Origin of the sequence: Limnohabitans sp. (genome assembly GCF_044361645.1) — a bacterium.
In the GTDB taxonomy this organism is placed as follows: domain Bacteria; phylum Pseudomonadota; class Gammaproteobacteria; order Burkholderiales; family Burkholderiaceae_C; genus Limnohabitans_A.
Genome location: NZ_JBIKIL010000002.1, coordinates 48578 through 73054, shown reverse-complemented (window position 1 = coordinate 73054; position 24477 = coordinate 48578). Strand labels below are relative to the sequence as shown.

Sequence of the window (24477 nt, the reverse complement as noted above, 5' to 3'; positions counted from 1 at the left end):
GAGTGCTGCAGGCACTGCCAATTCAGACTACAGGGTTGATGCGATTGAGTACGGCGACCATCTTTTGATTCGCGGAACCTTGTTTAAGGATGATTGGTATTTTGTTTTGGATGAGAGACAAGGCACTACTTCACCCAATGGTTCAATCGGTACTGAAGATAAGATGAGTTTGAATGTTGCGAGGGACCTCGAACTTACCAATGGTACTTACTCAATTCCCGATGGTTCAGGCTTGACATTGGATTCAGTGTTGCTACCCGTAATGCCTGATGGTACAACTATTCCCTTCCTGCCTCAGCCAAATACAAATACTGATCTAGAAGGTTTATTGGGTTTGTGGGCAAGCACTGCAAGCACGCAATTAGGAGGTGCCAATATTCCAGGTTGGAAGACAGATGCCGCTTTTGACGGCTATTGGAGTCCCAGTACAGATATCCCTCAGGGCAGTGTTGAACTGGGCGTACCAAGTCAACCACTTGATACCTTCGGTCGAATTTACGATTTTGATACTAATCGTTTTGCTGCGTTCATTGTTATTTGATTTTAAGCCGTGACTTGAAAAAAAATGAGTAAAGTATTGAAATCAAAATTAATTTTTAATACTGTTTAAATATGTAATTTTGTATTTTTAACATATTTTACTCTTTGAAAGTGATTGCTGCAGTAAGCATTTCAAACTACAATGTGTTGCGTGTTTTTTTAAGCACCAATGCATTGCAGTCTGTTCAATTTGAAACTTGGGCTGAGCCCATCCATTTTTTAGGAGAAGACAAATGTCCGCCACCACCACCACCGTTAAACTGATTATTGTTGCCATTGCGGCAATTGGTGTGATGCTTCCGGGTGTCAACGCAGTAGAAAGTTCTTTAAAAGACTTTGTAACAGCCAAAAAGGGGGAGGTTGATGAAATTTGCGAAGTTGATCATCAGAAATACAAAATTCCTCTAATTAAGTGTAGAGATGATAGATATCAAAAAATTGACGAAAATTTTAAGCCGGCTTTCGAAATGATCGCGCAAGTCAAAGAAGCTTTGATGATGCAAGAAGAAGAGGTCAACCAGGCCAACCAGACCAACCAGACCAATTAAAAAAGGCCGAACCCATGAGGCGCATCAGGGTTGATGGGGTCGGCCCTGTTTGGTTTGAAGTGGACGCGGTCAAGTCAGCCGTTCAATCACTGCCTTTTATTTCTGTCATGCCAAGTCAAGGCCTGCATGCAAAAAAATACTTGAGCTTGTTGCCCATGGCAAATGGCTCAAGGCCGAATCAACAGGCAGCAGCTCACACGCAGTCAGTTGAGCAAATGCCGAAACCAGTCTTGGCCATCGCCCAGCCACACCAGCGCCGCAGCCAGTGCCAAGGCCGGGCCAAAAGGGAAGGGGTTTTTGGTTTTGAAGCAGCTCAAAGCCATGGCCAAGTGCAAGGCGCTAGAGACAAACAGCAAGGGCAGCAGCGCCCATGGGCCCAACCAGGCGCCCAAAGCGGCCATCAGTTTGAGGTCACCCTGGCCCATGCCCTCGACGCCTTGCACCCGCTTGAACACCCAGGCCACGAACCAAAGCAGGCAGTAGCCCCCGGCAGCCCCCCAAACTGCGAGCTGTAAACTCAGCGTGGTCAGCCCCAGGCCCAAGCTGGCCAGCAGCAAGCCCGCCCACATCAAAGGCAAGGTCAGGGCGTCGGGCAAGAGCATGGTTTGCCAGTCGATGAAAGACAAAATCAAAAGCACCGAGAAGAACCCCGCCCAAGCCAAGGCCGCTGGGCTGGGGCCCAAGTAAGCCACCATGCCGGCCCAAAGGCCAGCCATGCTCAGCTCGAGCACAAAACTGGTGGGGCTGTAGGGTGTTTGGCAAAAGCCGCAGCGCCCCCGCAAAATCAAATAGCTGAACAAGGGCAGGTTGTGCCACCATTTGAGCGCTTGGCCGCAGTGGCCACAATGCGAGCCGGGCCAAGACAGGTTCATGCCGGGGTTTTCTTGCAGCAGCATGATGGGCAACCTGTAAACCACCACCCCTGAAAAACTGCCCAACATGGCCCCCAAAATGCCGGCCAAAAAAGGCCACAGTGGCGCGGGCAAAAGGCTTAATTCATAGCTCATGGGGTGTTTTCAGGTGAAAAGGGCTGGCCGATGTGTGTCGCCCTTGTGGCCACATCTGGCCAAGCCAAAGCCGGGGTGTCCGCATTGCGCGCCTGCACACCCGCATGCCAAGTCGTGTCATGGGCGTTGAGCGTGGCTGTTTGGATGGTGAGCCGGGGCTGTGGATGCCCGGGTGCCGCGCGGTGCGGGGTGCTGCGTTTGCGTTTGCGGGGTGTTGTGACCCAATCGACGCAAAATAGCACGTGCATAGCGCTCCCGCTTGTAGGGCGTGCTGGCGTTGTAAGCCCCCAGGCCTTGGGTGTTGTAGCCCAAACGGGCAAAGTTGTCAGACAAGACCCAGGCACCGACCAAGACACTCACGCACGGGTCAAACAGGTCTTGCTGTGTGATGCCATGGCGGGCCAACTTGGGCAACCAAAAGCTGTTGATTTGCATCATGCCAATGTCGTAACTGCCATTGGAGTTGCGGTTGACCGCGTGCGCACGGCCCCCCGACTCTTGCATGGCAATCGCCTTGAGCAGCTGCACCGGCACCCGGTAGCGCTGGGCGGCCAACTCAAAGCAAGCCGCGTGCACGTTTTGGGCGAGCAACAGCCAGACAGACAAAACCAACCAATGCATAAAAAAAGTCAAAGAGGGTGAAAAAAGGGATTTCAATCCAATGCCAAGCTGAACACAACCTGAACCCGATGAACTTCATCTGGGTTCAAACCTGCACAGCCGGAATTCCAATCAACGGGTGGCCGCCGCTTACGGAGCTTTATTTCTAATGAAAGCAATGAATCGACCCGCCATGGGTTCTTCGTTGTAACTGTCCAAATTGAGCGGTGCAGGTGGAACACCTTGGCAATTGCTTGTGAGACTCGGTACAGTGGTTTCCCTGTTCCAGCGTGTTCCGTTGTGTGTGTATAGGACGTAGCTGCCTTTTGAAAGCGTTTCACTCCCACCGTTGAGATTGACTTTGACACTCCATGTGGAGTCAATCAATAAAACAATCCTTTTTCCAGAATAACCCCCGGTTGGGAGTCCGATTTCTGATTTGTATTCAGAATCTCCCATTTTCACAGTTATTTTGGGGTAACCTTGCAAAATCGACCCCAACAAGGCCCCTGAAGTGTCCAGCCTGCCGATGTCGGCCATGGTTTGGAATATGTAATGGCGATCAGAGAAATTGGGGGTGGTGCTCAGACCTTGCCTGCAACTGTTGCCACGCTGTAAATTGATCTGCACAGAACTCATGCCAATGTACCAATAAGCCGCATTGTTTGAGACACCGTATGTTGCAGCTTCACTTTGCGAGACGCAACTGAAGTCAAACACATGCGTGTCATTGAGCGGTTTTTGGTCAATGCCCACCACCATTGGCATGGTGAAGGTGGTGGTTAGCTGGTTGCCCGATGCGTTTTGGAGATGTCTGACGCCATCCACTCCCGTGGCGGTCAACTGTCCGACAGGGCTGCAGGTCCAGGGTGTTTTTTTCCAAACCTTGCTTTGGGACGGCCCCCCAACTGAAGTGACCCTGTCCCATTGCACATTGATGAGGTCATAGTTCAGTTGCTTGCCTTGAAGGTCCAACACGCCAGCGTCTAGCTGGCTGATTGAGTTGGTCAAATTGGTGTTGATGGTGTTCAAGTTGGTGTTGGTCGTGTTGATTGAATTGGTCAAATTGGTGTTGATGGTGTTCAAGTTGGTGTTGGTGGTGTTCAAGTTGGCGTTGATGGTGTTCAAGTTGGTGTTGATCCCGTTGATAAAATCGTAGACATTGGCCAGATTGGTCGTCGGCTGCCAAGTTCCGTTGAGACAGTACAGCAGTGTAATTTCTGCTGTGGCATCTTCATTTCGTGTGATGGTTTGGGTATCTGCATTGCACACGTTACCGATCTTGGCTTGATTGCGCAGACGGAAATCTTCCACGCTGGTGTTATTGGCCGTCAAACCTGCAAGTGTGGTGGCCCCGCTGGCCGTCAAAGTGGTGACACCGGTGGCTCCCGCAGTCAAACCTGCAAGGGTGGTGGCCCCTGTGGCCGTCAAAGTGTTTTCAATCCTAGTGGCCCCTGTGGCCGTCAAAGTGTTGAGATCGGTGTCACCTGTAACTATCAGTTGGGTGCCGACCGTCAAGGTGTCTCGTATGTAAGCGGTGGTGGCTCTCAAGGCTGCTTGAATTTGGTTCAAGGGGTCCCAAGAGCCAAACACACCCGTACCCCCCGTGACGGCCCCTGCTGTATTGATGGAGCCCCCCGTGACGGCCCCTGCTGTATTGATGGAGCCTCCCGTGATGGCGCCCGTGGCGTTGATGGTCCCGCCTGTGTTGAAGGAGCCACCCTGGATTTGACCTGTGGCGGTAACGGTGTTCGCCCCGACATTGCCGATGTTCGTGATGTTGAATAATGTGTCGCTGTCGCCGCTGACGTTCCAATTTCCAGTTAATGGTGTTTGGCCATCTCGGCGTACATATTGGTCCCAACCTGAGCTGCCATAACCATTGCGCATGGCAAACACATTGGGCGCGCCTGCGTTGGCCGCGATCCTCAGAGGGTTGGGTATAGGCGCATTGACAGCACCGCCATCTTGCGGACGCAGATTACCCGTAGCGTCACCCCCTGACAAAAAGCCATCGGAGCCAGCAGCCAACAAGACTTGGTTTAGCAAGCTCTCTCCGCCGAAGTTGTTGTTGCCCAAATTAAAGGGCTGTAAGTTAAAGACCAAACTGCGCAGATCGCGGCTGTTTTGGTCGGGTTTGTTAATCAGCACCGCAAAACCGGGGTTGATGGGGGTAAGGACGTTGTTCACGCGATGAACCATTTGATTGGGGTTGCCCGCGCTTGTGAAAAAGGTTGGCAAGGGCAAGGTGTTGTTGGCACCTGCGGCATTGGCATCCAAATAACCCGCAGCGCGCAGCTCTTGCAAGGTCGGTTGCCGCAAATTGGCCACGGCCACCTCTTGAGCGCCAATAGCACCGGTGATCCGAATATTGCCTCCACAGTCGTTCGGCAATGTCGGGATGGCCAAGCCCGAAGTCGCCCCTACAACGGGCATGGCACTGCAGGCATCTGAGACCGCGAGAATCTTCGGGTAATGGTTGACCATGTAGGTGCCTGCGGCCTGGTTCAACCTTTGGTAAGTTTGCGCAACGGCCCGTGCTTTTTCAAGCTGGGCTTGGTAGGTTTGCATTTGGATCATGGCCAAAATCATCATGCCGCCGATGACCACGGTGATGCTGAGCTCCAACAGGGTGAAGCCGCTTTGGTGTTGAGTGTTCTTCATGGTGGTTTGTACGTTAAAAATTTAATTGCCACGGGCCGAGTTTTTGATGCCGGTCTGTAGCTCCATGGTGGTGCTGAAAAAGCCGCCCATCATGATGAAAAGCATGATGCCGCAGAGCATCAAAATGGTGGAGCTGACTTTGGCCGCTGAGCGGTTGATTTCGTCAATGATGCGGTCGATGGAGCCAGTGCCAATGCGCACAAAAGCCTCTACCGGGTTGCGTCGCTCCGAGGCGTCTTGCACGCGGTCTTCTAAATACTGGTTGAGCAAACCTGTTTTGAAGGCCTCGCCAAAATTGGCCGTGTTGGCGCGTGCCAATGTTTTCAAGATTTGCCGGATGTGGTAACGCATCCAAGGGGTGCAGTAAAGCAAGGCCCGGTCGAGCGAGGAGCGCAGCGACACGCCGCTGCGCATGAGGGTGGACAGCGACACCACCAACATCGCACCCGAAAAGTCGCGGTAGAAGCTGTAGGGCAAAAACCGGTCAAAACGGGTGCGCCATTTGCCGTGCCAGCGCGGTAAGCTCCAAAAGAAACCTACGAACCCAGACACCAAACCCAAGGCGATGTAAAGCCCGTAGTTGCTGATCATTTGTGACACTGAGTACAGAATTCGACCCAAAAGCGGCCATTTTTCTGGGGGCAGCAGGCCGGTCAAAATCGGCACCACTTGGGTGGCAAAGCCGGCCAGCATGGCCGAAAAAACCACCAACATCGAGAGGGGGTAGCGTATGGCTTTGCGCGCCGCCGCTGTCATGGCATCGGTTTTCTCAACCGTTTGCGACAGGAACTTCAATCCCTCGGCCATGCTTTTGTCGCCCGCGCTTTGCAGTGCATCGATCATCAGCAACTCGTTGTTGGGTGAAAGATTTTTAAGCGCTTTGGCCAATGAACCACTGCTCAGCGCACGCAGCATGTCCATGTACACCAAGGCCTCAGCGGGGTTGCGGGTGCGCGCGCGAGACTCCAGTTTGCGAAAAGTGGTGAACAGCGGCACCCGGTCTTCTAAAGACGCGGCAATGTCGTAGTACAAGTCAGCGCGGTTTTTGCGCAGGGCCTTGATCGCCACGGACTTGAGGAAATAATTCAGGGGGTTGAACATGACATCCGCTCAGCGTTTGGCCAGTTGTGAAGGCGAGCCAAAAATGTGCTCAAAGTAATAAGGGTCAACCCGACCACAGGACATGTCGTACAAGGTGTGGCCCCAGCTGGGTTTGCCTCGCATGTTGGAGTCGTTGAAGCCGTGGGTTTGCTGCTTGCGCCAGTAGTCGCGCGCTTTGAGGTCTTCGTTGCGGCGCAGCAGGCCCCACAGTTCGTCATCGGGCACCAAGACTTCGGCACTGACTTTCATGCCCTTGATGCCGTTGTGTCCGGTGACGTTTTTCTCTATGCCAGGCGGGCAGCAGTGATCGCAGCCTTCGTGGCTGGCGCAACGCATGGTGTCCGGGTCGAGCTTGAAGTGCTGCTCATAGAGTTTCAAATGCGCCAAGTCCATGACCTCTTTGGCGGCCACATTGCAGTGCGGGCAGTTCAGCGGCACCAGCGATTGGTAGACCAGGGCCGAGAAAAATTCGGGCGTGCAGATGTCGCTGCGCTGCAGGGCAATTTGCGGTGAAGCCAAACGCGCCACGATACCCAAGGCCGAGGTGGCGTGCACGGTGGTCAACAGTTTGTGTCCGGTCTGGATGGCGGTGTAGGCCATGCTGCCCGAGATGGCGTCGCGGATTTCGCCAAACATGCCAATGTCGGGGTCCATCCGCAAAAACGCCATCATCGAGGCTGAAAAAGGATTTTCTGTGGCGCTGCCCTGGCTGCCCGAGGCGCTGCGCTGGATGGACAGGTGCGAGACACCGGGCACCACGTATTCGACCGGGTCTTCGATCGAGATGATTTTGCGGTTGCCCTCACTGGCCAAGCGGGTCAGCATGGCGCTGAGTGTGGTGGTTTTGCCCGAACCGGTGATGCCTGCGATGAACACACCGCCAGACGAAGAGCCCAGGGCTTCGAACAGGGTTTCGACTTGGTCGTTGGTGTAGCCCAGTTTTTCCAGATTCAGCGGGTTGGACTGGCTGCTTTGGTCGGTCTTCAAAATTCGGATGACCACCTCGTACCCGCCCACAGAGGGGTGACTTTGGTAGCGCAAGGCGATGCCTTTGCCATCGATCTTCAGGGGGATCATGGCCGATTGAATGCTGTGCACATTGAAGGCCACCTCGGAGCGTGAGCGTTCTTCGGCCAACAGCGTGTAATAAGCGGCCAGGGCTTTGGTGCACAAGGCGGTGGGGTATTGCCGGATCAGGCGCATGATGCCGTCGCGCCTGATGCGCAATGACGCGATGTCGCCGCGGGCTTCAATGTGAATGTCGGTGGCACCCATTTGCATGCAAAGCTTGATTTCTTGGCGAAACCATTCGATTTGCTCGGAGCCCGAGATGATGTTGTCGAAAACCTCTTTGTCTTGTTGTTTTTGGTTGCGGTCGCGGCTGGCGTTGGAGTCGCCGTGTTCTCTGACCAGGAGCGACAAAATTTCAGGCGCGCAGCTGTAAGCGCCGGCTGGTGTGTAGCCCAATTGTTTGGCTTGGTTGGCCACATGCAGCCAGACGGGTGTGCCTTGTTCGCGCACCAAACTGATGATGATGAAGCGTTTGTTGGCCAAGGTGGCCACCAAGATGCTGTTTTGCTTGTCGGGGTGCAGCTGCAAGGCGGGGCGGCTGCCGTGGGACAAAACCGCCTCAAAAGAGGGGACCTCGTTGAAGACCTGGATGTGACCGAGCGATTTCAGATCGCCCAGGTTACGCCCTGCGGCGGCTCTGGTGATAGGAATGGCGGCTGTCATGGTGAGTTCGGGGCTGTGCGTTGACCGTGGTGAGCTGGCGGTGTCTTTGAAGCTGTCGGCAAAATGATTATTTGTTGCTGGATGGCAACTGGGCAGCCGCCTGGACGGCTGGACTTGGGTTTGCGTTTGCGTTTGCGTTTGCGCTAACTGGAGCGGCGCTGGGGGCAGGCTGGCTCGCAGGCTGGCTCTCGAATGAAGACAGGGGGCCGGTGACCGCCTGAATGTCGCGGGCAAACGAAATCATGCTCGCCTCGAGACCCATTGTTTTTTGAATCTGAGCAAATTCGGCCCCCGTGCTGCCAGGTGCTGGCGGGTACAAAGTTTTGGTCAGTTTGCCTTTGGTCAAGGTCAGGCTTTTGTCGTCTCCGTCAAGCACTTGCCAGCCGCCTGGCAGCGCCTGGCCGGGTACCACGGGGAAGCGGTGTACGGCTTGTTGGAACCAAATCTCGGCCACCCAGCGGTCATTGACGCCATTCAAAGACCACAGCGCAGGCATCTGCGGCGGATTGTTTGCGGCCGAGCGGGGTCGGCTGGCAAGCGGTTTGGGCAAGCCCAGGTCTGGCGACAAGTCAGCGCTGCCCACAGGCTTGGGTAGGGTGCTTGGGGCTTGCAGTTGGTCGCGTTTGCTTTGTTTGGTTTTCTCAATGATCTCACCCAAAGTTGTTTGGGCCAGAGCGGCACCGTGCGCAAAGCAAGTCAGGCAAGACCATGCCAAAAGTTTAAAAAGAGCGGCCTTTTGCATAATAATTTCCATTCAGCGTGAACATCCATTGATTTGACTTTGTGTCGCGTTCGAGCAGCAATTCGCCGGTCACCAAAGCCACGCCTTTGAGCTCCAAGTCAGCGAGGGTCCACAGGTGATGGCGAACAGACCATTGGCCTTTGACCACGGGTTTGGTGATTTGGGTCACTTGCAAACCCGGTAATTTGGGGTGCAGTTCGGTGCCTGACACGCGCACTTGACCGTCCTCGATCAAAGCCAAGTCTTGCAATTGGCTGGACAAAGCGAGCACCTGTGGGAGCAGCTCTGGCAATTTTTCACGCGTCAAGGGGGGTTGGGCGCTCGCAAGATTGGCTATATTCCACGAGGTTTGTATGCTGGACAGGGCAGGGTCGCCATCGCGGTGGCTGTGCACGGTGTTGCTGACACCGGTCAGCGATGAAGCGTCAAAGTCTTGGTAGTTGCCAAATGTGCGGTCCCACAAGGCCTCGCAAACCCCTGGCTTGCAGATGACTTTGTTCAAAGCCCAGCCATTGGACGATTCCGGGATGTTCAGCACGATTTTGCGCCATGCATTGAGCTGGGTTTGAGCGGGCACATTCAACTCTTGCATGCCTGCGGCCACGCTCTCTTCGTAAATGAAGTCAGGGTTTTGCTTGCGGTCTCTTTCTTCTTGGGCTTTTTTGAGTTGTTCGATGTTGACCCACCCCCAAATGAGCGAGACCAGTACGACAAGCAAAAGCGCGCTAAGGCCTGTGAGCAAACGCCGCGGGTAGTTGGGCACTTGCCGAATGAGCGCCGCACTGCTTGGCGAAAAAAACACTTCGGCCATGTCGGCAGGAACTTCGTTGTCGAGCACACCCGTGTTGCCGACAAGGCGAAAGTCTTGACCAGCCTGCTCCGACTGGAACTGCCCCACCAGGGTGAGGATGTCGCTGCGGGTGCCGAGTTGGTCAAACTGGCTGACGGGGCGGGCGTCTTCCAGTGCCGTGATGCCAAACAGGTCTTCGGCAAACTGAAACACAAACAACTCGACGCCACCACGCGATAAATTGTCGGCGATCACCAGTGCGGCGGCATGGGGCTTGCCTTTGGCTTTGCCCAGACCCTTGGTCTTGGCTAGCGTTACTGGGTCAGGGCTCTGTGCCAAGCCCACCATGTCATTGGTGCTGGATGTGGCGTAGATGTCGATGTTGGTGTGCAAGCAGCCGAGCAGGGTTTTGCGCAACTCGGTGCTTGTGGCGTAGTAGCGCCAATCCAAGCCATAAACAAATTGTTGGTCACCCACCTGCACCGACTTGGCCGCTGGCATCTCGGTCGCAACAGGGGCCACCTTGGCGATCTGTGCCAACTTGAGCTCAAGTGCGCGCAGACTGTTTTGGATTTTGGTGAGTGACTTCATGGCGCTCAAGAACCGCTGAGGCTGGGGGTCAGCAAAATGATGACTGTTTTCTTGTTGCGCAATGACAACCTAGAGCCCGGCAGTTGGTTGCGCACCACATCGGTGACGGTGTTGCGTGCTTCTTCGTACTCGTAGCCCAGCAGCACCAAGGTCTCACCCAAGGCCATGCTCACGCGTTGAACGTTTTGAAAATTGTCGACATTGGGCTGCTGGATCACCGTTTGGCCAAAGCCAGAGCCGGTTGAGTACTGTTGCAGCTCACGCGCGGCGCTGATGCTGATGGCAGACTCCAGCAAAACACGGTTGGAGTCCAAGATGGCCGGCACAAAGCTGAAGTTGAAACCCGTGATCAGATCGGCCACCGACAGGGTGGGGCCGGTCTGCACGGGTGAGACCGTGCCCGGCGTGGCGGCAGCCGTGGTGCCTGCGGTGATGGAGCGCAAATAAGTTCGGGTGTTGGACACGCTCAAGGGCACGGGTTGGCGGTGCATGGTGTTGACCACCGCCGAATACATGTTGCTGACGCGGCCATAACGCTCCAAGGCCTTGAACAAAAATTCGCTGTCGCCCCTGAACAAGCCAATGCTGCCCGAGGTGGTGCTGCCAGCGTTGAAGGCGGGGCCGCTGCTGCGCAATGTGGCGCTGTTGGCCAGGCTGCGGGAGATGTTTCCCCAGTCGATGCCGTTTTGCGACTCGTTGTTCATGTCGACTTGCACAATTTCGACCTGGATATTGACTTGCCGCATGAACAACTGGTTGAGCTGCTCGACGTAGCGGGCCACCTCTTTGACGTTGCGAACCGAGTCACGCACGGTGACCATGCCCAGTTTGGTGTCCAGCTGAAACTTGCCACTCGGCGACATGAGCAGGGGCAAAGTGGCTTTGAGTGCCTCCCACAAGTCGCCGCTTATTTCACTGTCGACTTTGGATGAGCTGCCGCTCATGTTGGCGCTGAACGTGTTGGTGCTTTTGAGCGCGCCGGGCAATGATTTGACGAAAAAATATTCCGTGACAATGCGCCTAAAGACGATGCGACCGTCTTCAAAAGACCAACTCAGATCGGCTTGGCTGGCAATTTTGTCGAGCAAACCGGCCAGCGAGCCGGCGTAGTTCAGTTCGTAGGTGTTGACTTGCTCGGGGGTCAAGTTCAGGCGCGCAGCCCCGGCATCTTGCGCCAACCTGGACAATCTGAGCATGTTGTCGACTGGGGCATTTGCGGCCCCAGCGGGTACTGCGGTGGGTGCAGCCTGGGGCGGCGAAAGCGCATCGGGGGTCATCAAAACGACCACGTCCAGCGTGCGTGACAAGATGTCGGCAATGGTGGCCAAATTGTGCCGACCTGGGTAGCGCACCGTGATGTTTTGGATGTGCGGTGGCAAGATGCCTTTTTTCTCCAAGCCGATGGAGCGAGAGGTGAAGCGAACCGACGTGTCTTCGGTCATGAGCGGCGTGAGGGGCCTGATTTGGCGGGCTGCCGCTTGGAATTCTTGGTTGCGCGACTCAGCGTTGTCAAAAAAAACATTGTTGTTTTTTTCAGTTTGGGTGCTGCAGGCTTGCAAGCCTGCGAGCAGCAGCAGTGTTGGCCAAAGGAGGCGGAAAGCAGGTCGAGTCATGGGTCAGTGCCAAGTGAGGACGGTCAGGGAGTGAGACTTCGTGATGGGGAGCAGGTCAAGGCATTGCAATTTCAAAGGCCCAGGCCTTTCATTGCGGGTTGTCACTCAGGTGGCGGCTGATGCGCAACACGCGCGAGTTGCGGTTGAACGATGCTTGCAAGGGGTAATCGGACATGGCCACGCCTTTCATGACGTTGTGCACGGCATCGAGAAATGTGGTGTTGAAGGCGATTTCGACTTCGATGGGAAAGTCGCGGTCAATTTGCCAAAAAAGTTGGTAGTTGGCTTCTTCACTCCAGCGGCGCAGGGTGCGAAACAATGTTTTGTCTTTGCGATCAATGGTCCATGTTTGGATGGCCGAATCAGGTGTCGGACTCGGCTTAGACACAGCCGTCGATGAGACTGGGGGCATGAGCGCCTGAGCCGCAGCGGGCATCACCGGCAGCGCGGCTGTCGGTGGAGGTATAAAAATGGGGCTGGTGCTGGGGCTAGGGCTGGACAAGGCGGGTGTAACGGTCACTGGCGCTGAAGGCATTGCAGGCGCTGCAATGGTCTGAGCTGCCATCGCGCTTGAGGCGGTAGATGCGTTTGAGGCCGTTGAGGCCGCTGACTGAGCGGAAGAATCAGCCGGTGCGTTGGCAGCAGCTGGCCGCGCGGGGGCGCTCGTGGGGTTGGCTTGTTGCGTGATTCTGAAAAAATCAGTGAGGGGGTAGGTTTGGTTTTCACGCATTGTTTGCAATGCCGAATCACCCGCCGAATTTGGTGCTGACAACCTTGTCGATGGGGCTGGTGGGGGCATGAACACCTGCGCTGCGACAGGTGTCACGGGCAGCGCAGCTGGCTGTGGCGCTGAAGAGCCGGGCTTGGGCAAGGCGGGCGCAGCGATCATTGGCATCAATGGCACTGCAGGCGGCGCAGATGCGGCAGCAGGCGGTGCTGCAGTGGTCTGCACTGCCTTTGCGCTCGCATTGGCGCTTGAGTTGGCGTTGGCATCGGCGGCGGCTGGCCGCACGGCGGGGCCCGAGGGGGTTCGCCCGTCAGTAATTCTGAAGTAATCGGTGATGGGGTAGGCTTGGTTTTCGCGCATTTGCGCAGCAGACCAAGAGGGCAGAAAAAGGGTCAAACCCAATAAAAAAATGTTGGTATTTCTCATGGGTTGACCCATTTTTTGTCAAGCGTGATTAACGGCGTGGCACAAACAGCGAAATGGTGACTGATTGGCCTTCACCCGTATTGCAAGCTTTGGTTGCCTTTGCGGTAGAGAAAGGCTTTCCAGGCTCCTTGATCAGGCTGTCACCGGTTTTCAAGGTCTCAGGGGCTGTTGTTTGCGCTTCCTCTCTGATGGCCGACAAGCCTACACCCAAGGTTTCGAGTCCAACCACCAGATCGTTACAAGCGGCAAGCGGCACACCCGTGAGGGTGTAAACATAGCCTTGCTCTTTGTCGGTGGTTAACAAGGTGTCCTTGTTAGGGGCCACAAAAATCCTGTTGCCGAAGAAGTGCTGGACGTTTCCAGCCGATACGATTTGAGGTGCCTCCCAGATTTCTTGGTTGTCGGCAGACAAGATTAAGGTGGTGGCATTTACGTAAGTGGTGTCGCGGGCCAAGCGGCCGACAATTTTGTTGGTGGCGGTGTTGGTTTGCGAAACGGTCTTGTTGACGTTGTTGCTGCGCAAGATGCTGGTCACGCCGACGATGGAGCCGGCAATGACGATGCCAATGATGGCCAGGGAGATGGACAGTTCGATCAGGCTGTAACCGCTTTGGGTCTTTTTGATTTGGTTTTGCATGGAATGCTTTCGATGATTGAAAAAATTGGAGTGTAAAGCAGAAGCTTTTGTTAAGAGGTTGTTAATTTTTGCATGGAAGTTAATTTTGTGAGTTCCTTTCTTGATTTATAGGTATTTTAAGATTAAATTTTTAGATGTGTCAACGACTATTTGTAACAGTAAGTATCTTTAATGTAATTTCACTGGCATTCAGGTTCTTTGCATCTTTTTTTAGGGTTATTCGGGCTGTCATTGCCCGTGAGTGCCCTTGCTTTTTAAGGGTTTGAAAGCAAAAAATTGATATTTTTGACTAATTTTGTGGGTTTGGAGGTGCTGCATTGCAGAACCAGCACGATGGCGTTTTGTCATGGGGGGGGGATTGGGCTTGTGCCGTGCTGGCGTTTTGAGTTGGCCCGCTGAGCGGCGGCAAGCCGTTTGTGCAGCTGATTTTGTGCATGGGCTGTGCTGCGCTGTGATCCCGGGTCTGCGCCCGGGATGGCAAGAAGAAGCGCGGCGTGACAAGAGGAAGCCCGGCATGACAAGACGAAGCGCGGGATGGCAAGACTAAGCCCGGCATGACAGCAAAAAAAGCCCCGGGGTGAGAGAGCTGCAGGGCGGTGTGTGAAAAAAGCGGCTTGAGTGCGTGCTTTGCAAACTGCACAGGGCCAGATCAATGGGGGCGTGTGCGGCTGTCTTGCATCAAATGCGAGCACAAATCCTGCATGCAAAGCAGGCGTTGGCGCGCTGTTTGCTGGCACTTGACCCAGTCGCTCAGGTGGGTGCTCAGCAGGGGCAGGGTGGCGCAGTGGGGTGCGGTGGCGTTCCACACGCGGTGCGCTTGGCGCAAGCTGTCTGGGGCTTGCAGCCAAGCCAAATAGGCTTCGAGCTTGGCATGGTGGGCCTTGTCGTCTTGGGGGTAAATTTGCCACACCATGGGTGCGCCCGCCCACAGTGCGCGCACCCACGAGTCTTCGCCGCGAACAAAATTGAGGTCGCAGGCCCACAGCATTTCATCGAAACCGTTTTGGTCGGTGTAGGGCAGGGCGCTCCAGTGGGGCTGCACGGGCATGCTTTGCAAAGCCTGCTGTACGGCGGCGAGGGGCCTGCCGGGGGTGACGAGCAGGTGGTGCGGTGTGCCCACCAGCTGCCTGAGCAACTGTGTCAGGGCGGCAGGCTCGTAACAAAACAGGCTGATCAACAGGCCGCCAGGTGCCAGTGCGGGCGCGTGCTGCGCGCGCCACTTGCTGCGTTGGCCGGTGGCTTCAAAGCTGTGTTGACGGGCCAGCATGTCGGGCTCGCGCAGCAGACCGCCGGTGCCCGTTGTGAAGCCGGGGTAAAAGAATTGTTTGGTCCAGCCTTTGGCTGGGCCACTCATGAGCGGTGAGGGCAGGCTGTGCAGGCGGCTGACCCCGTGTTCGGCGCTCAGGTATTCGAGGTTGATCCAGCGCGGTGGCGCAGTGCGTGTGGCCACGCCGTGGGCCACAAAGGCTTCGGGCAGCTTGCAGCCAAAGGCTTCGATCCACACGTCTGCGGGGGGCAGGGCCGCAAGCAGTGCGGTGTTGCTGGCTTGGTCCCAGGGCAAGACTTGGATGCCGGGCCATTGGCTTTGCCATTGGGCTGGGGCCATCCAGTGCAGGGCCGTGGCATCGTCTGCCCACAGGCGCACCCTTTGGCCTGTGTCGGCCAGTTGCCGGGCCAGTCGCCAACACACGCCCAGGTCGCCGTGGTTGTCGATGACGGTACAAAAAATGTCCCAGATGGGCTTGTTTGGCATGTGTGGATTGTCGCCGGGTGTCAGGCTGCAGGGCGGCACAGGGGCCTGCTTGCTGGGGGAATCGGCTTTTGCTTGAGCCATCCATGACAATAAGCGCCATGACCGCTGTTCACGACGAGATTTTGCTGGCCCAGGTGGCGGCGCTGCCCGCTTTGCCGGGGGTTTACCGCTATTTTGATGCGCAGGGCCAGGTGCTGTATGTGGGCAAGGCCAAGCAGCTCAAAAAGCGGGTGTCGAGTTATTTCCAAAAAGACCATGGCGGCACACGCATCGGCCACATGGTCAGCAAGATCGCGCGCCTGGAGACCACCGTGGTGCGCTCTGAGGCCGAGGCGCTGCTGCTGGAAAACAACCTGATCAAGTCACTCAGCCCGCGCTTTAACATCTTGTTTCGGGACGACAAGACCTATCCCTACCTCAAGCTCTCGGGCAAGGGCACGCTGTGGTTGAAGCCAACGCCTCAGGCTACAGCTGGGGCACAGGCGGCCAATTCGGCCAATGCGCCCAATGCGCCCAATGCGCCTGACGCACAAAGCTTCCCCAGAGTTTCCTATTACCGGGGCGCGGTGGAGAAAAAGCACCGCTACTTTGGCCCCTTTCCCAGTGCTTGGGCGGTCAAAGAAACCATCCAGCTCTTGCAAAAGGTGTTTCGCCTGCGCACCTGCGAGGACACGGTGTTTGTCAACCGCACGCGGCCGTGTTTGCTGTTCCAGATCAAGCGTTGCTCGGGCCCTTGTGTGAACCTCATCTCACCCGAGGCCTATGCCGACGATGTGCAGCATGCCGAGCGCTTTTTGAAGGGCGAGACCCAGGCGCTGTTGCAAGAGATGGAGGCGCGCATGATGGCGCACGCCGAGCGGCTGGCCTTTGAGCAAGCGGCCGAAGTGCGCAACCAGATGACGGCGCTGTCGAGGGTGTTGCACCAGCAGTCTGTGGACACGGGCACCGACACCGATGTGGACATTTTGGCAGTGCGGGTGCAGGGCGGTCGCGCCTGCGTGAACCTGGCCATGGTGCGTGGCGGTCGGCATTTGGGCGACCGGGCGTATTTTCCGGCGCATGTGGAAGACGCCCATGCCTTGTTGACCTTGGACGACGAGCAGTCCCAAGTGCCTGTGGAGGTGCAGGTGCTCGAGGCCTTTTTAGCGCAGCACTACATTGGCATTCCGGTGCCGGCCGCGCTGATCACCAGTGTGGCGGTGGACAACAGCTTGCTGGCGGCCTTGTCGCAGCAAGCGGGTTACAAAATTGCGGCCGTACACAAGCCGCGTGAGCAGCGCCGGGTGTGGCTGGAGATGAGCGAGAAAAACGCCGACATCCAACTGGCCCGGCTGCTGGCCGAAGAGGGTTCGCAACAAGCCCGCACCCGGGCCTTGGTCGATGCGCTGGACTTGGCACCGGACGACCTGGATGTCTTGCACATCGAGTGTTTTGACATCTCCCACACAGCGGGTGAAAACACACAAGCGTCTTGTGTGGTGTTTCGCCAGCACAAGCTGCAAAGCAGCGAGTACCGGCGCTACAACATCGAGGGCATCACGCCGGGCGACGATTACGCCGCCATGCGCCAGGTGTTGATGCGCCGCTACGGCAAATTGGCCGAGGCACTCCGATCACAGGACGGCTCGGACGAGGGCACGGCCCGCTTGCCCGACCTGGTGTTGATCGACGGTGGCAAGGGGCAGGTGTCGATGGCGCGCGAGGTGTTCACCCAACTGGGGCTGGATTTGTCGCGCATCGTGGGGGTGGAAAAAGGCGAGGGCCGCAAGGTGGGCTTAGAGGAGCTGGTGTTTGCCGATGGCCGCGAGAAAGTCTATTTGGGCAAAGACTCGGCAGCGCTGATGTTGGTGGCGCAAATTCGCGACGAGGCGCACCGCTTTGCCATCACCGGCATGCGGGCCCAACGCGCCAAGGTGCGCATGGGCGGCAGCAAGATCGAAGAAATTCCCGGCATCGGCCCCCGCAAACGCGCCAAGTTGCTGCAGCGCTTTGGCGGGGTGCGCGGGGTGGAGAGTGCCAGCGTGGAGGATTTACTGGGGGTGGAGGGCATCTCCCGCGAGTTGGCCGAGAGCATTTACAACGCCTTGCACTGAATGCCTGTGGCCTTGGCCGCGTTGCTGTCACATGCGCGTGCCACAATCGAGCTTATGTTTTTCACCATCCCCACCATCATGACTTGGACGCGCATTGTCGCGATTCCGCTGATCATTGGCGTTTATTACCTGGACAGTTTCAGCATCGAGACGAAAAACCTGATCGCCACAGTCATGTTTGTGCTGTTTGCTTTCACCGACTGGCTGGATGGTTTTTTGGCCCGAACACTCAACCAAACCTCGGCTTTTGGTGCTTTTTTGGACCCGGTGGCCGACAAATTTTTGGTCTGCGCCGCTTTGCTGATGCTGGTGCAAATGGACCGGGTGAACGTGTTGGTGGCGCTCATCATCATTGGCCGCGAGATCGCCATTTCGTCGCTGCGTGAGTGGATGGCCCAGATTGGGGCTGGCAAGAGCGTGGCGGTGCACATGGTGGGCAAGCTCAAGACCACGGTGCAGATGGTGGCCATTCCCTTTTTGCTTTACAACGGCACGCTGTTTGGCGTGATCGACACGCGCGCCTGGGGAGCGGTGTTGATTGTGCTGGCCGCCGTGTTGACGGTGTGGTCCATGGTTTATTACATGCAAAAGGCGCTGCCCGAGATCCGAGCCCGCGTGAAATGAGTGGCGGCCAAGACCTCAGCGCAGGCGTTTGCCGCAGCGTTGGAATTGATCTGGCGGATCTGGCGGGTGGGCTTGTTCGCTCTTGATCCGGCCCGGCGAAGTTGGCATTGGCAAATCCCAGGCCGCTTGCTGCACAGCAGGCCTGCAGCACGCATGCAGCACTGGTTGGTTTTTTTGATGAGAAAGTGAATCTATGAGCAAGCACCGCATCGCTGTGATTCCCGGAGACGGCATTGGCAAAGAGGTCATGCCTGAAGGCCTGCGCGTGATGGACGCGGCCGCCCGCAAGTTCGGCATCGATCTGCATTTTGACCATTTCGACTTTTCCAGCTGGGATTACTGCGAAAAGCATGGCCAGATGCTGCCCAACAACTGGAAAGACTTGATTGGCGGGCACGATGCCATTTATTTTGGCGCTGTGGGTTGGCCCGAAAAAATCGCCGACCATGTGTCGCTGTGGGGCTCGCTGCTGTTGTTTCGCCGCGAGTTTGATCAGTACATCAACCTGCGCCCAGCGCGCTTGATGCCCGGCATCATCGCCCCGGTGGTGCGGCGCGATGGCAGTGCGCGCCAGCCCGGCGAGATCGACATGTACATCGTGCGTGAAAACACAGAGGGCGAATACTCCAGCGTGGGCGGGCGCATGTTCCCCGGCACCGAGCGCGAGATCGTGATGCAAGAGTCCATCATGACCCGCATTGGGGTGGACCGCGTGCTCAAATTTGCATTCGAGTTGGCCCAGACCCGTCCCAAAAAGCACCTGACCAGCGCCACCAAGTCCAACGGCATCGCCATCACCATGCCGTATTGGGACGAGCGCGTGGCCGAAATGGCCAAGGCCTACCCAGGCATTCAGGTGGACAAGTTCCACATCGACATCCTCACCGCGCATTTTGTGCAGCGCCCCGACTTTTTCGATGTGGTGGTGGCCAGCAACCTGTTTGGCGACATTCTGAGCGACCTGGGCCCGGCATGCACCGGCACGATTGGCATCGCACCCAGCGCCAATTTGAACCCTGACCGCAAGTTCCCATCGCTGTTTGAGCCGGTGCATGGCTCAGCCCCTGACATTGCAGGAAAAGGCATCGCCAACCCGATCGGCCAGATTTGGTGTGGTGCCATGATGCTGGAGTTTTTGGGCCACAAAGACGCGCACGATGCGGTATTGGCGGCCATTGAAAAGGTGTTGGCCGCAGGTGAGCACGCGCCGCGCACGCCCGACCTGGGCGGCCAGGCCAGCACCGAGGATGTGGGGCGGGCCATTGCGCAGTCTTTGTAGACTGTGGCTTTTGTTGCCTTGCGCTGGGCCGCGCAAAAGCCTTTTGGCTTGCGCTCAGGCGTGGGTGCAAAAAATCCAAACCACGCGCTGAGTTTTGAAATTTCAGGGCTAAAATTAGAACCATCGAATCAGACTTCGATGCGATTGACAGACCCATAAGGTCTGTATTTAATCCAAGCAGGTTTGCACAACCTGACCCAGCGGCTTCAACAGACTTGCTTTGTTGATACCCTTCTCAGCTCAACCGCCGGCTTGTTTCGGCACCAACACCCAAAGGTTTTTTGTGAACAAAACAGAATTGATCGAACACATTGCCAAGCATGCTGACTTGTCTAAGGCCGCTGCCGGTCGCGCTCTCGAAGCCACCATGGGCGCAGTGCGCGTGACACTGAAAAAAGGTGGCACCGTGTCTTTGGTGGGTTTTGGCACCTTTGCCGTCGGCAAGCGTGCTGCGCGCACAGGCCGTAACCCCCGCACGGGCGCTGCGATTAAAATCAAGAAAGCCAATGTGCCCAAGTTCCGTCCAGGCAAAGGTCTGAAAGACGCACTGAACTGAAATCGCATGTGAGAGGGCGCTTAGCTCAGTTGGTAGAGCGGCTCCTTTACACGGAGTAGGTCGGCGGTTCGAGACCGTCAGCGCCCACCACCTCTCCATCCAAGGCGAACCCCCGGTTCGCCTTTTTCATTGTTAACCCGAGACTTCGAACATGTTTGACGCCATACGCAACAATTCCAGAATCCTGATGGGTGTGCTGGTATTGCTGATCATCCCCTCGTTTGTTTTGTTGGGCGTTCAGGGCTACAACAACAACGAGACAGGTGCCGTGGTGGCCAAGGTGGCTGGCCTGGAAATCACCCAGCAAGAGTGGGACGCTGCGCACCAGCAAGGGGTGGACAGAATCCGTGCGGCAGTGCCCAACTTGGACGTCAAGTTGTTGGGTTCGCCAGAGGCTCGCTACGCCACTTTGGAGCGTCTTGTGAACGACAGGTTGATGGGTGTGGCCGCCGACAAACAACTGCTCGTCACCAGTGACCAGAGGTTGGCCAATTATTTGCAACAAGACCCCTCAATCGCCAGCTTGCGTGGCCCCGACGGCAAGTTGGACATGGACCGCTATCGCCAACTGGCCGCTGGCCAAGGCATGACAACCGAAATGTTTGAAGCGCGTGTGCGCCGTGACTTGTCCAGTCAGCTGGTGTTGTCCAGCTTGCAGACCTCGGCCCTGGCCTCTCGGCAACAAACAGACATTGCTTTGCAAGCCTTTTTGCAGCGCAGTGAAGTCCAAATCGAAAAATTTGAGCCTCTCACCTTTGTCGGACGAGTTCAAGTTGGCGATGCCGAGCTGGAAAGTTTTTACAAATCGCAGTCAGAGCGTTTTCGGACGCAAGAGTCGGCGGACGTTGAGTATTTGGTGCTCGAAGCCGCGGCATTGGCCAAAAACATCCAACTGCCAGAGCAAGACATTCGGACTTATTACGAACAAAATTTGCAGAAATTGACGGGGCAAGAGCAGCGCCGCGCCAGCCACATTTTGGTCACAGCCTTGAAAGATGCGCCGCAAGCCGAGCGCACCCAGGCGCGGGCCAAAGCGGAGGCAATGCTTGCCGACTTGCGCAAAGACCCCAGTCGCTTTGCTCAGTTGGCGCGTGACAATTCGGACGATCCTGGTTCAGCCAGCAACGGGGGAGATCTCGATTTTTTTGCCAAAGGCGCCATGGTCAAGGCGTTTGAAGAAGCCGCGTTTGCTCTGAAAAAAGGCGACATCAGTTCGGTGGTCGAGTCTGAATTTGGTTTCCACATCATCCAGCTGACCGACATCAAAGCGCCTGCTGCGCCCAGCCTAGAGAGCATGCGTGCACAGTTAGAGGCTGATTTGCGCGACCAACTGGCCAAGCGGCAGTTTGCGGAGTCTGCAGAAACCTTCAGCGACAGCGTTTATGTGTTGGCCGATACCTACAAGCCTGTGGCCGATCAGTTGAAACTGACCGTTCAACAAGCTCAAAACGTGACGCGCACACCGTCCAGCAGCACACCTATGGTGTTGGCCGACCCCAAACTGTTGGAGGCCTTGTTTGCTCAGGATTCTGTGAGCAAGCAGCGCAACACCGCGGCCGTTGAGGTGAACAGCACGACCTTGGTGTCGGCACGCATAGTCAAGCATCGCCCAGCTGCTGTGCAGCCATTCGCAGAGGTCAAAGACTTGGTGCGCAGCCTGTATGTGAGCGAGCAGGCGGTGGTGTTGGCCAAAGCCGAAGGCCAAAAGAAACTGACCGAATGGCAAAGCCAACCCGATCAGGCCAAACTGGGCCCAGCGCTGGTGATTTCGCGTGACACCTCGCCTGCACAGCCGACCTTGCTGGTGGAGGCGGCTTTGCGTGCAAACCCCTCTCAATTGCCCGCCCTTGTGGGGGTCGATTTGGGCGCGCAAGGTTATGCCGTGGTGCGCGTGAACAAACTGATGCCCCGCACAGAGCTCAATGCGCAGCAAGACGCGCAAAGCCGTGAGCAATTTGCCCGCTTGTTGGGCAATGCCGAGGCCGCAGCGTATCTTGCGCACCTGCGCGAACAGTTCAAAGTGGAGTTTTTGGTGGCCAAACCCAAAGCGCCCAATGGCTCGTAAATCTGCAGCAAGGCGGCAAGAAAGCTTGGCTCTTCGGGCTATAATTTGCGTTCTGCGGTGGCTGTAGCTCAGTTGGTAGAGTCCAGGATTGTGATTCCTGTTGTCGTGGGTTCGAGCCCCATCAGCCACCCCAAGTAAATCAAGCAAAAAGCCCAGCCCTCACCGGTTGGGCTTTTTGCTTTGTGGGCTCTTGCAGACTGTTTACACACAGCCGTGAATGGCGCGCACATTCCTGCGGCACATCCGGGTCACATCCAAAGACGATCTGAAACAGCGCATCCTCAAAGGCACAGCAAAGATCAATGCATCGCCAGTGGTGTTTCGTTGGAACAAGTTCGACCTCGGTGTCGCCTAATATGTATTGGTTTTAATGGAATGAACTACTGGCTTTAACTGGGCTGTACGCGTTTGAACAAAGCCAGACGGTGTGTGCAGATGGGATTCGATCCAATTTTGTGTTCAGTGGAGACGATGTGGCCCGCCCAGTGTGGCGGCATTTGGATTTGACCCCGCATGTGGTGTATGTGGCCAATGTGCTGGAACGCACGATCAAAGAGGACATGCACGAGGAGTCGCGGCCGAGCCCCCATTTGAGCGACGTGGCCAGCAAGGTGTACAGCCGGGATTTGTTTGGGGTGGACGGTTGAGCGTGAGTGGCGGCACTTTTGGGATTAATGCGGTATATTTAAGCGGTATTATTTTGAGGTGCAAAAATGGCATCAGTTCTTAAACGCAAAACCTCGCTCAGCCTGGATGCTGAATTGCTGGATGGTGCCAAGGCACTGGAGATCAACGTGTCTGCAGTGGCTGAAGCGGCACTCAAGAGCGCGGTGGCCACTGCACGCCAGACGCAATGGCTCAAGCAAAACAACGAGGCTTTTGCTGCGCAAGCAGCTTGGCACGAGCGCCATGGACATCCGCTGGCCGACATCCTGAGTGCGCCCGGAGGCCAATCGTGGAAAGCCTAAAAAGATACGACGTAGCCGAATACAACGGCGTGAAGATGGTGGTGGTCGAGAGTGATCTGTTACCACCCGACCCTGCGGTGGTGGTGATTCCCTTGTTGGTTGATTACCCGGCAGTCAAAGACTTGAATCCAGAAGTTTTGCACGATGGCCAGCACCTGGTGCTGGCCACTCGCCTGATTGCGGCCGTTAGGCGCGCAAGCTTGCGCCGTGCAGGCAGCGTGGCAGAGCAGGGCGATCGCATTGGCCGCGCGGTTGATGTGCTGATGGCGGGCGTGTAGTTTTGGCCTTGCTGAGCAGTGTGGTTGGCCTGGGTTCTGTATAGGCAACTTTTTGGCTGATCGTTTTCAGTTTCTGTTGAGCAGTGCTGCGCTGCGCCGACAAACCCTGTTGGGCCCCATGCTGCAAGCGCAGCTGGTGGCAGGCCCACCGGCCCAAGCGGTGTTGGCTTGGGGGCGCAAGCCCAGCGCCTTGAAGGCCGAACGGCTGGCACGACAGTTGGGCTTGCCGCTGCTGCGGGCCGAGGACGGTTTTTTGCGGTCGTTTGGCACGGGGGAGCGTTTTCCGCCTTTGTTTTTGGTGGCGGACGAGCTGGGCATCTACTACGACAGCACGCAACCTTCGGCGCTGGAGGCTTTGTTGGCGGGTGATGCGGATGAGCTGGCGGGCGTGGCGGGGGATGTGGCGCGGGCGCGGGGCTTGGTGTTGCGGCATGGGTTGAGTAAGTACAACCATGCTGGGGAGGGGGGCGGGGATGGATTGCTTCCCGCCACGCAGGCTCGCGGTCGCAATGACGGGAGTGGCGCTCGCAATGACGAGAGTGGTGCTCGCAATGACGGGACCTCTCTAGCCCGTCATTGCGAGGAGCGAAGCGACGTGGCAATCCACGGTGGTGCCGAGCAGGCACCCGTCGTGCGCAAGGTCTTGGTGGTGGACCAGACCTTTGGCGACATGAGTGTGGCTTTCAAATCACCAACGTTCCTTTTGCCGGATCTGGCCCCGCCATTCCACAAGTCTTGGGCGGGCAGCTGGCGGGCATGTCATCGCCTCTGGGTGACTGGGTGCAACACCACAAAGGCGGCAAGATCCGAATTTTGGTCACCTCAGGCCCCGACCGGGCCGTGTTCACCCCCGATGTGCCCACTTACCGCGAGCAAGGTTTTGGCGAATTGCTGGTGCGCGAATGGTTCGGTTTCTTCGCACCCGCCGGGGTCAGCGAGGCGGTCAAGCAAAACCTCAATGCGGCGCTGCGCCAAGCCATGAGCCAGCAAGACGTTCGAGATTTTGTGACTCCCTTGGCCGCCAACCTGGAGGCCAGCATCACGGCCGAGCACACGCGTCGTCTTGCCGAAGACTCAGAAATGGCGCGGCGTTTGGTGTCAGCCCTTGGCTTCAAGGCCGACTCATGAAGGCTGAGTGAAG

Annotated in this window: 22 protein-coding genes, 2 tRNA genes and 2 pseudogenes; 16 read left to right on the top strand and 10 right to left on the bottom strand. The window is 56.6% G+C overall.

Annotated features, from left to right (window positions below; genetic code table 11):
* Window positions 1-541: hypothetical protein (locus ACIQ39_RS00750; RefSeq protein WP_396432691.1), on the top strand; the 541-nt coding region annotated here is incomplete at its 5' end.
* Between the two features lie 232 nt (window positions 542-773).
* Window positions 774-1088, top strand: a complete 315-nt coding sequence (locus ACIQ39_RS00745) for a hypothetical protein (RefSeq protein WP_396432690.1) — start codon at window positions 774-776, stop codon at window positions 1086-1088.
* A gap of 203 nt (window positions 1089-1291) precedes the next feature.
* Here ACIQ39_RS00745 and ACIQ39_RS00740 read toward each other — a convergent pair whose 3' ends face one another.
* The 8 genes from ACIQ39_RS00740 to ACIQ39_RS00705 form a co-directional block, all read right to left on the bottom strand.
* The gene (locus tag ACIQ39_RS00740) at window positions 1292-2095 is read right to left on the bottom strand and encodes a prepilin peptidase (protein ID WP_396432689.1); all 804 of its coding nucleotides are present in this window, start codon (window positions 2093-2095) and stop codon (window positions 1292-1294) included.
* Window positions 2096-2212: 117 nt separating this feature from the next.
* Entirely contained in the window at window positions 2213-2716 is a 504-nt protein-coding gene (locus tag ACIQ39_RS00735; protein WP_396432688.1) for a lytic transglycosylase domain-containing protein, read from the bottom strand.
* A gap of 129 nt (window positions 2717-2845) precedes the next feature.
* Window positions 2846-5359 (bottom strand): prepilin-type N-terminal cleavage/methylation domain-containing protein, encoded by a 2514-nt coding sequence (locus tag ACIQ39_RS00730; protein ID WP_396432687.1) that lies wholly within the window; start codon window positions 5357-5359, stop codon window positions 2846-2848.
* Window positions 5360-5380: 21 nt separating this feature from the next.
* The gene (locus ACIQ39_RS00725) at window positions 5381-6460 is read right to left on the bottom strand and encodes a hypothetical protein (protein WP_396432686.1); all 1080 of its coding nucleotides are present in this window, start codon (window positions 6458-6460) and stop codon (window positions 5381-5383) included.
* 9 nt (window positions 6461-6469) lie between these two features.
* Window positions 6470-8194 carry a GspE/PulE family protein gene (locus ACIQ39_RS00720; RefSeq protein WP_396432685.1) on the bottom strand — a complete coding sequence of 575 codons (1725 nt, stop codon included), beginning with the start codon at window positions 8192-8194 and terminating at the stop codon, window positions 6470-6472.
* A gap of 719 nt (window positions 8195-8913) precedes the next feature.
* Entirely contained in the window at window positions 8914-10317 is a 1404-nt protein-coding gene (gene pilO2, locus ACIQ39_RS00715) for a type 4b pilus protein PilO2 (protein WP_396432684.1), read from the bottom strand.
* 5 nt (window positions 10318-10322) lie between these two features.
* Window positions 10323-11930 (bottom strand): hypothetical protein, encoded by a 1608-nt coding sequence (locus ACIQ39_RS00710; protein ID WP_396432683.1) that lies wholly within the window; start codon window positions 11928-11930, stop codon window positions 10323-10325.
* Window positions 11931-12018: 88 nt separating this feature from the next.
* On the bottom strand, window positions 12019-12465 hold the full coding sequence (locus tag ACIQ39_RS00705; protein ID WP_396432682.1) for a toxin co-regulated pilus biosynthesis Q family protein: 447 nt from the start codon (window positions 12463-12465) through the stop codon (window positions 12019-12021).
* Window positions 12466-12727: 262 nt separating this feature from the next.
* On the opposite strand from ACIQ39_RS00705, the gene ACIQ39_RS00700 reads away from it, so the two are divergent.
* Complete coding sequence (locus ACIQ39_RS00700; RefSeq protein ID WP_396432681.1) at window positions 12728-12985, top strand: hypothetical protein; 258 nt, start codon at window positions 12728-12730, stop codon at window positions 12983-12985.
* A 126-nt stretch (window positions 12986-13111) separates the two neighbouring features.
* Here the strand turns inward: ACIQ39_RS00700 and ACIQ39_RS00695 are convergent, their stop codons facing one another.
* On the bottom strand, window positions 13112-13720 hold the full coding sequence (locus ACIQ39_RS00695) for a type II secretion system protein (protein WP_396432680.1): 609 nt from the start codon (window positions 13718-13720) through the stop codon (window positions 13112-13114).
* 649 nt (window positions 13721-14369) lie between these two features.
* Complete coding sequence (gene earP, locus ACIQ39_RS00690; protein ID WP_396432679.1) at window positions 14370-15473, bottom strand: elongation factor P maturation arginine rhamnosyltransferase EarP; 1104 nt, start codon at window positions 15471-15473, stop codon at window positions 14370-14372.
* Between the two features lie 98 nt (window positions 15474-15571).
* Between earP and uvrC the strand changes: the two genes are divergently transcribed.
* The 13 genes and pseudogenes from uvrC to ACIQ39_RS00625 all read left to right on the top strand — a co-directional run bounded on the left by uvrC (window position 15572) and on the right by ACIQ39_RS00625 (window position 24464).
* Complete coding sequence (gene uvrC / locus ACIQ39_RS00685; protein ID WP_396432678.1) at window positions 15572-17566, top strand: excinuclease ABC subunit UvrC; 1995 nt, start codon at window positions 15572-15574, stop codon at window positions 17564-17566.
* Between the two features lie 54 nt (window positions 17567-17620).
* The gene (gene pgsA / locus ACIQ39_RS00680; protein ID WP_396432677.1) at window positions 17621-18190 is read left to right on the top strand and encodes a CDP-diacylglycerol--glycerol-3-phosphate 3-phosphatidyltransferase; all 570 of its coding nucleotides are present in this window, start codon (window positions 17621-17623) and stop codon (window positions 18188-18190) included.
* Window positions 18191-18383: 193 nt separating this feature from the next.
* Entirely contained in the window at window positions 18384-19469 is a 1086-nt protein-coding gene (locus ACIQ39_RS00675; RefSeq protein WP_396432676.1) for a tartrate dehydrogenase, read from the top strand.
* A 283-nt stretch (window positions 19470-19752) separates the two neighbouring features.
* Entirely contained in the window at window positions 19753-20025 is a 273-nt protein-coding gene (locus ACIQ39_RS00670) for an HU family DNA-binding protein (protein WP_396432675.1), read from the top strand.
* Between the two features lie 14 nt (window positions 20026-20039).
* A tRNA-Val gene (locus ACIQ39_RS00665) sits at window positions 20040-20115 on the top strand.
* A gap of 61 nt (window positions 20116-20176) precedes the next feature.
* Entirely contained in the window at window positions 20177-22090 is a 1914-nt protein-coding gene (locus ACIQ39_RS00660) for a SurA N-terminal domain-containing protein (RefSeq protein ID WP_396432674.1), read from the top strand.
* A 57-nt stretch (window positions 22091-22147) separates the two neighbouring features.
* Window positions 22148-22223 (top strand) — tRNA-His (locus ACIQ39_RS00655).
* Between the two features lie 84 nt (window positions 22224-22307).
* Window positions 22308-22445: pseudogene (locus tag ACIQ39_RS00650) on the top strand (IS630 family transposase); the annotation flags it as partial.
* A 118-nt stretch (window positions 22446-22563) separates the two neighbouring features.
* Window positions 22564-22737 (top strand): hypothetical protein, encoded by a 174-nt coding sequence (locus ACIQ39_RS00645; protein WP_396432673.1) that lies wholly within the window; start codon window positions 22564-22566, stop codon window positions 22735-22737.
* A 66-nt stretch (window positions 22738-22803) separates the two neighbouring features.
* Window positions 22804-23058 carry a type II toxin-antitoxin system CcdA family antitoxin gene (locus ACIQ39_RS00640; RefSeq protein ID WP_396432672.1) on the top strand — a complete coding sequence of 85 codons (255 nt, stop codon included), beginning with the start codon at window positions 22804-22806 and terminating at the stop codon, window positions 23056-23058.
* Window positions 23046-23336: a CcdB family protein gene (locus ACIQ39_RS00635; RefSeq protein WP_396432671.1), complete on the top strand. Its 291-nt coding sequence runs from the start codon at window positions 23046-23048 to the stop codon at window positions 23334-23336. Before ACIQ39_RS00640 ends, ACIQ39_RS00635 begins: the two co-directional genes overlap by 13 nt.
* 118 nt (window positions 23337-23454) lie before the next feature.
* A pseudogene (locus ACIQ39_RS00630) lies at window positions 23455-23643 on the top strand (hypothetical protein); the annotation flags it as partial.
* A 269-nt stretch (window positions 23644-23912) separates the two neighbouring features.
* A complete protein-coding gene (locus tag ACIQ39_RS00625) occupies window positions 23913-24464 on the top strand; it encodes a tripartite tricarboxylate transporter substrate-binding protein (protein ID WP_396432670.1) in 552 nt (183 codons plus the stop codon).
* Window positions 24465-24477 lie beyond the last annotated feature (13 nt).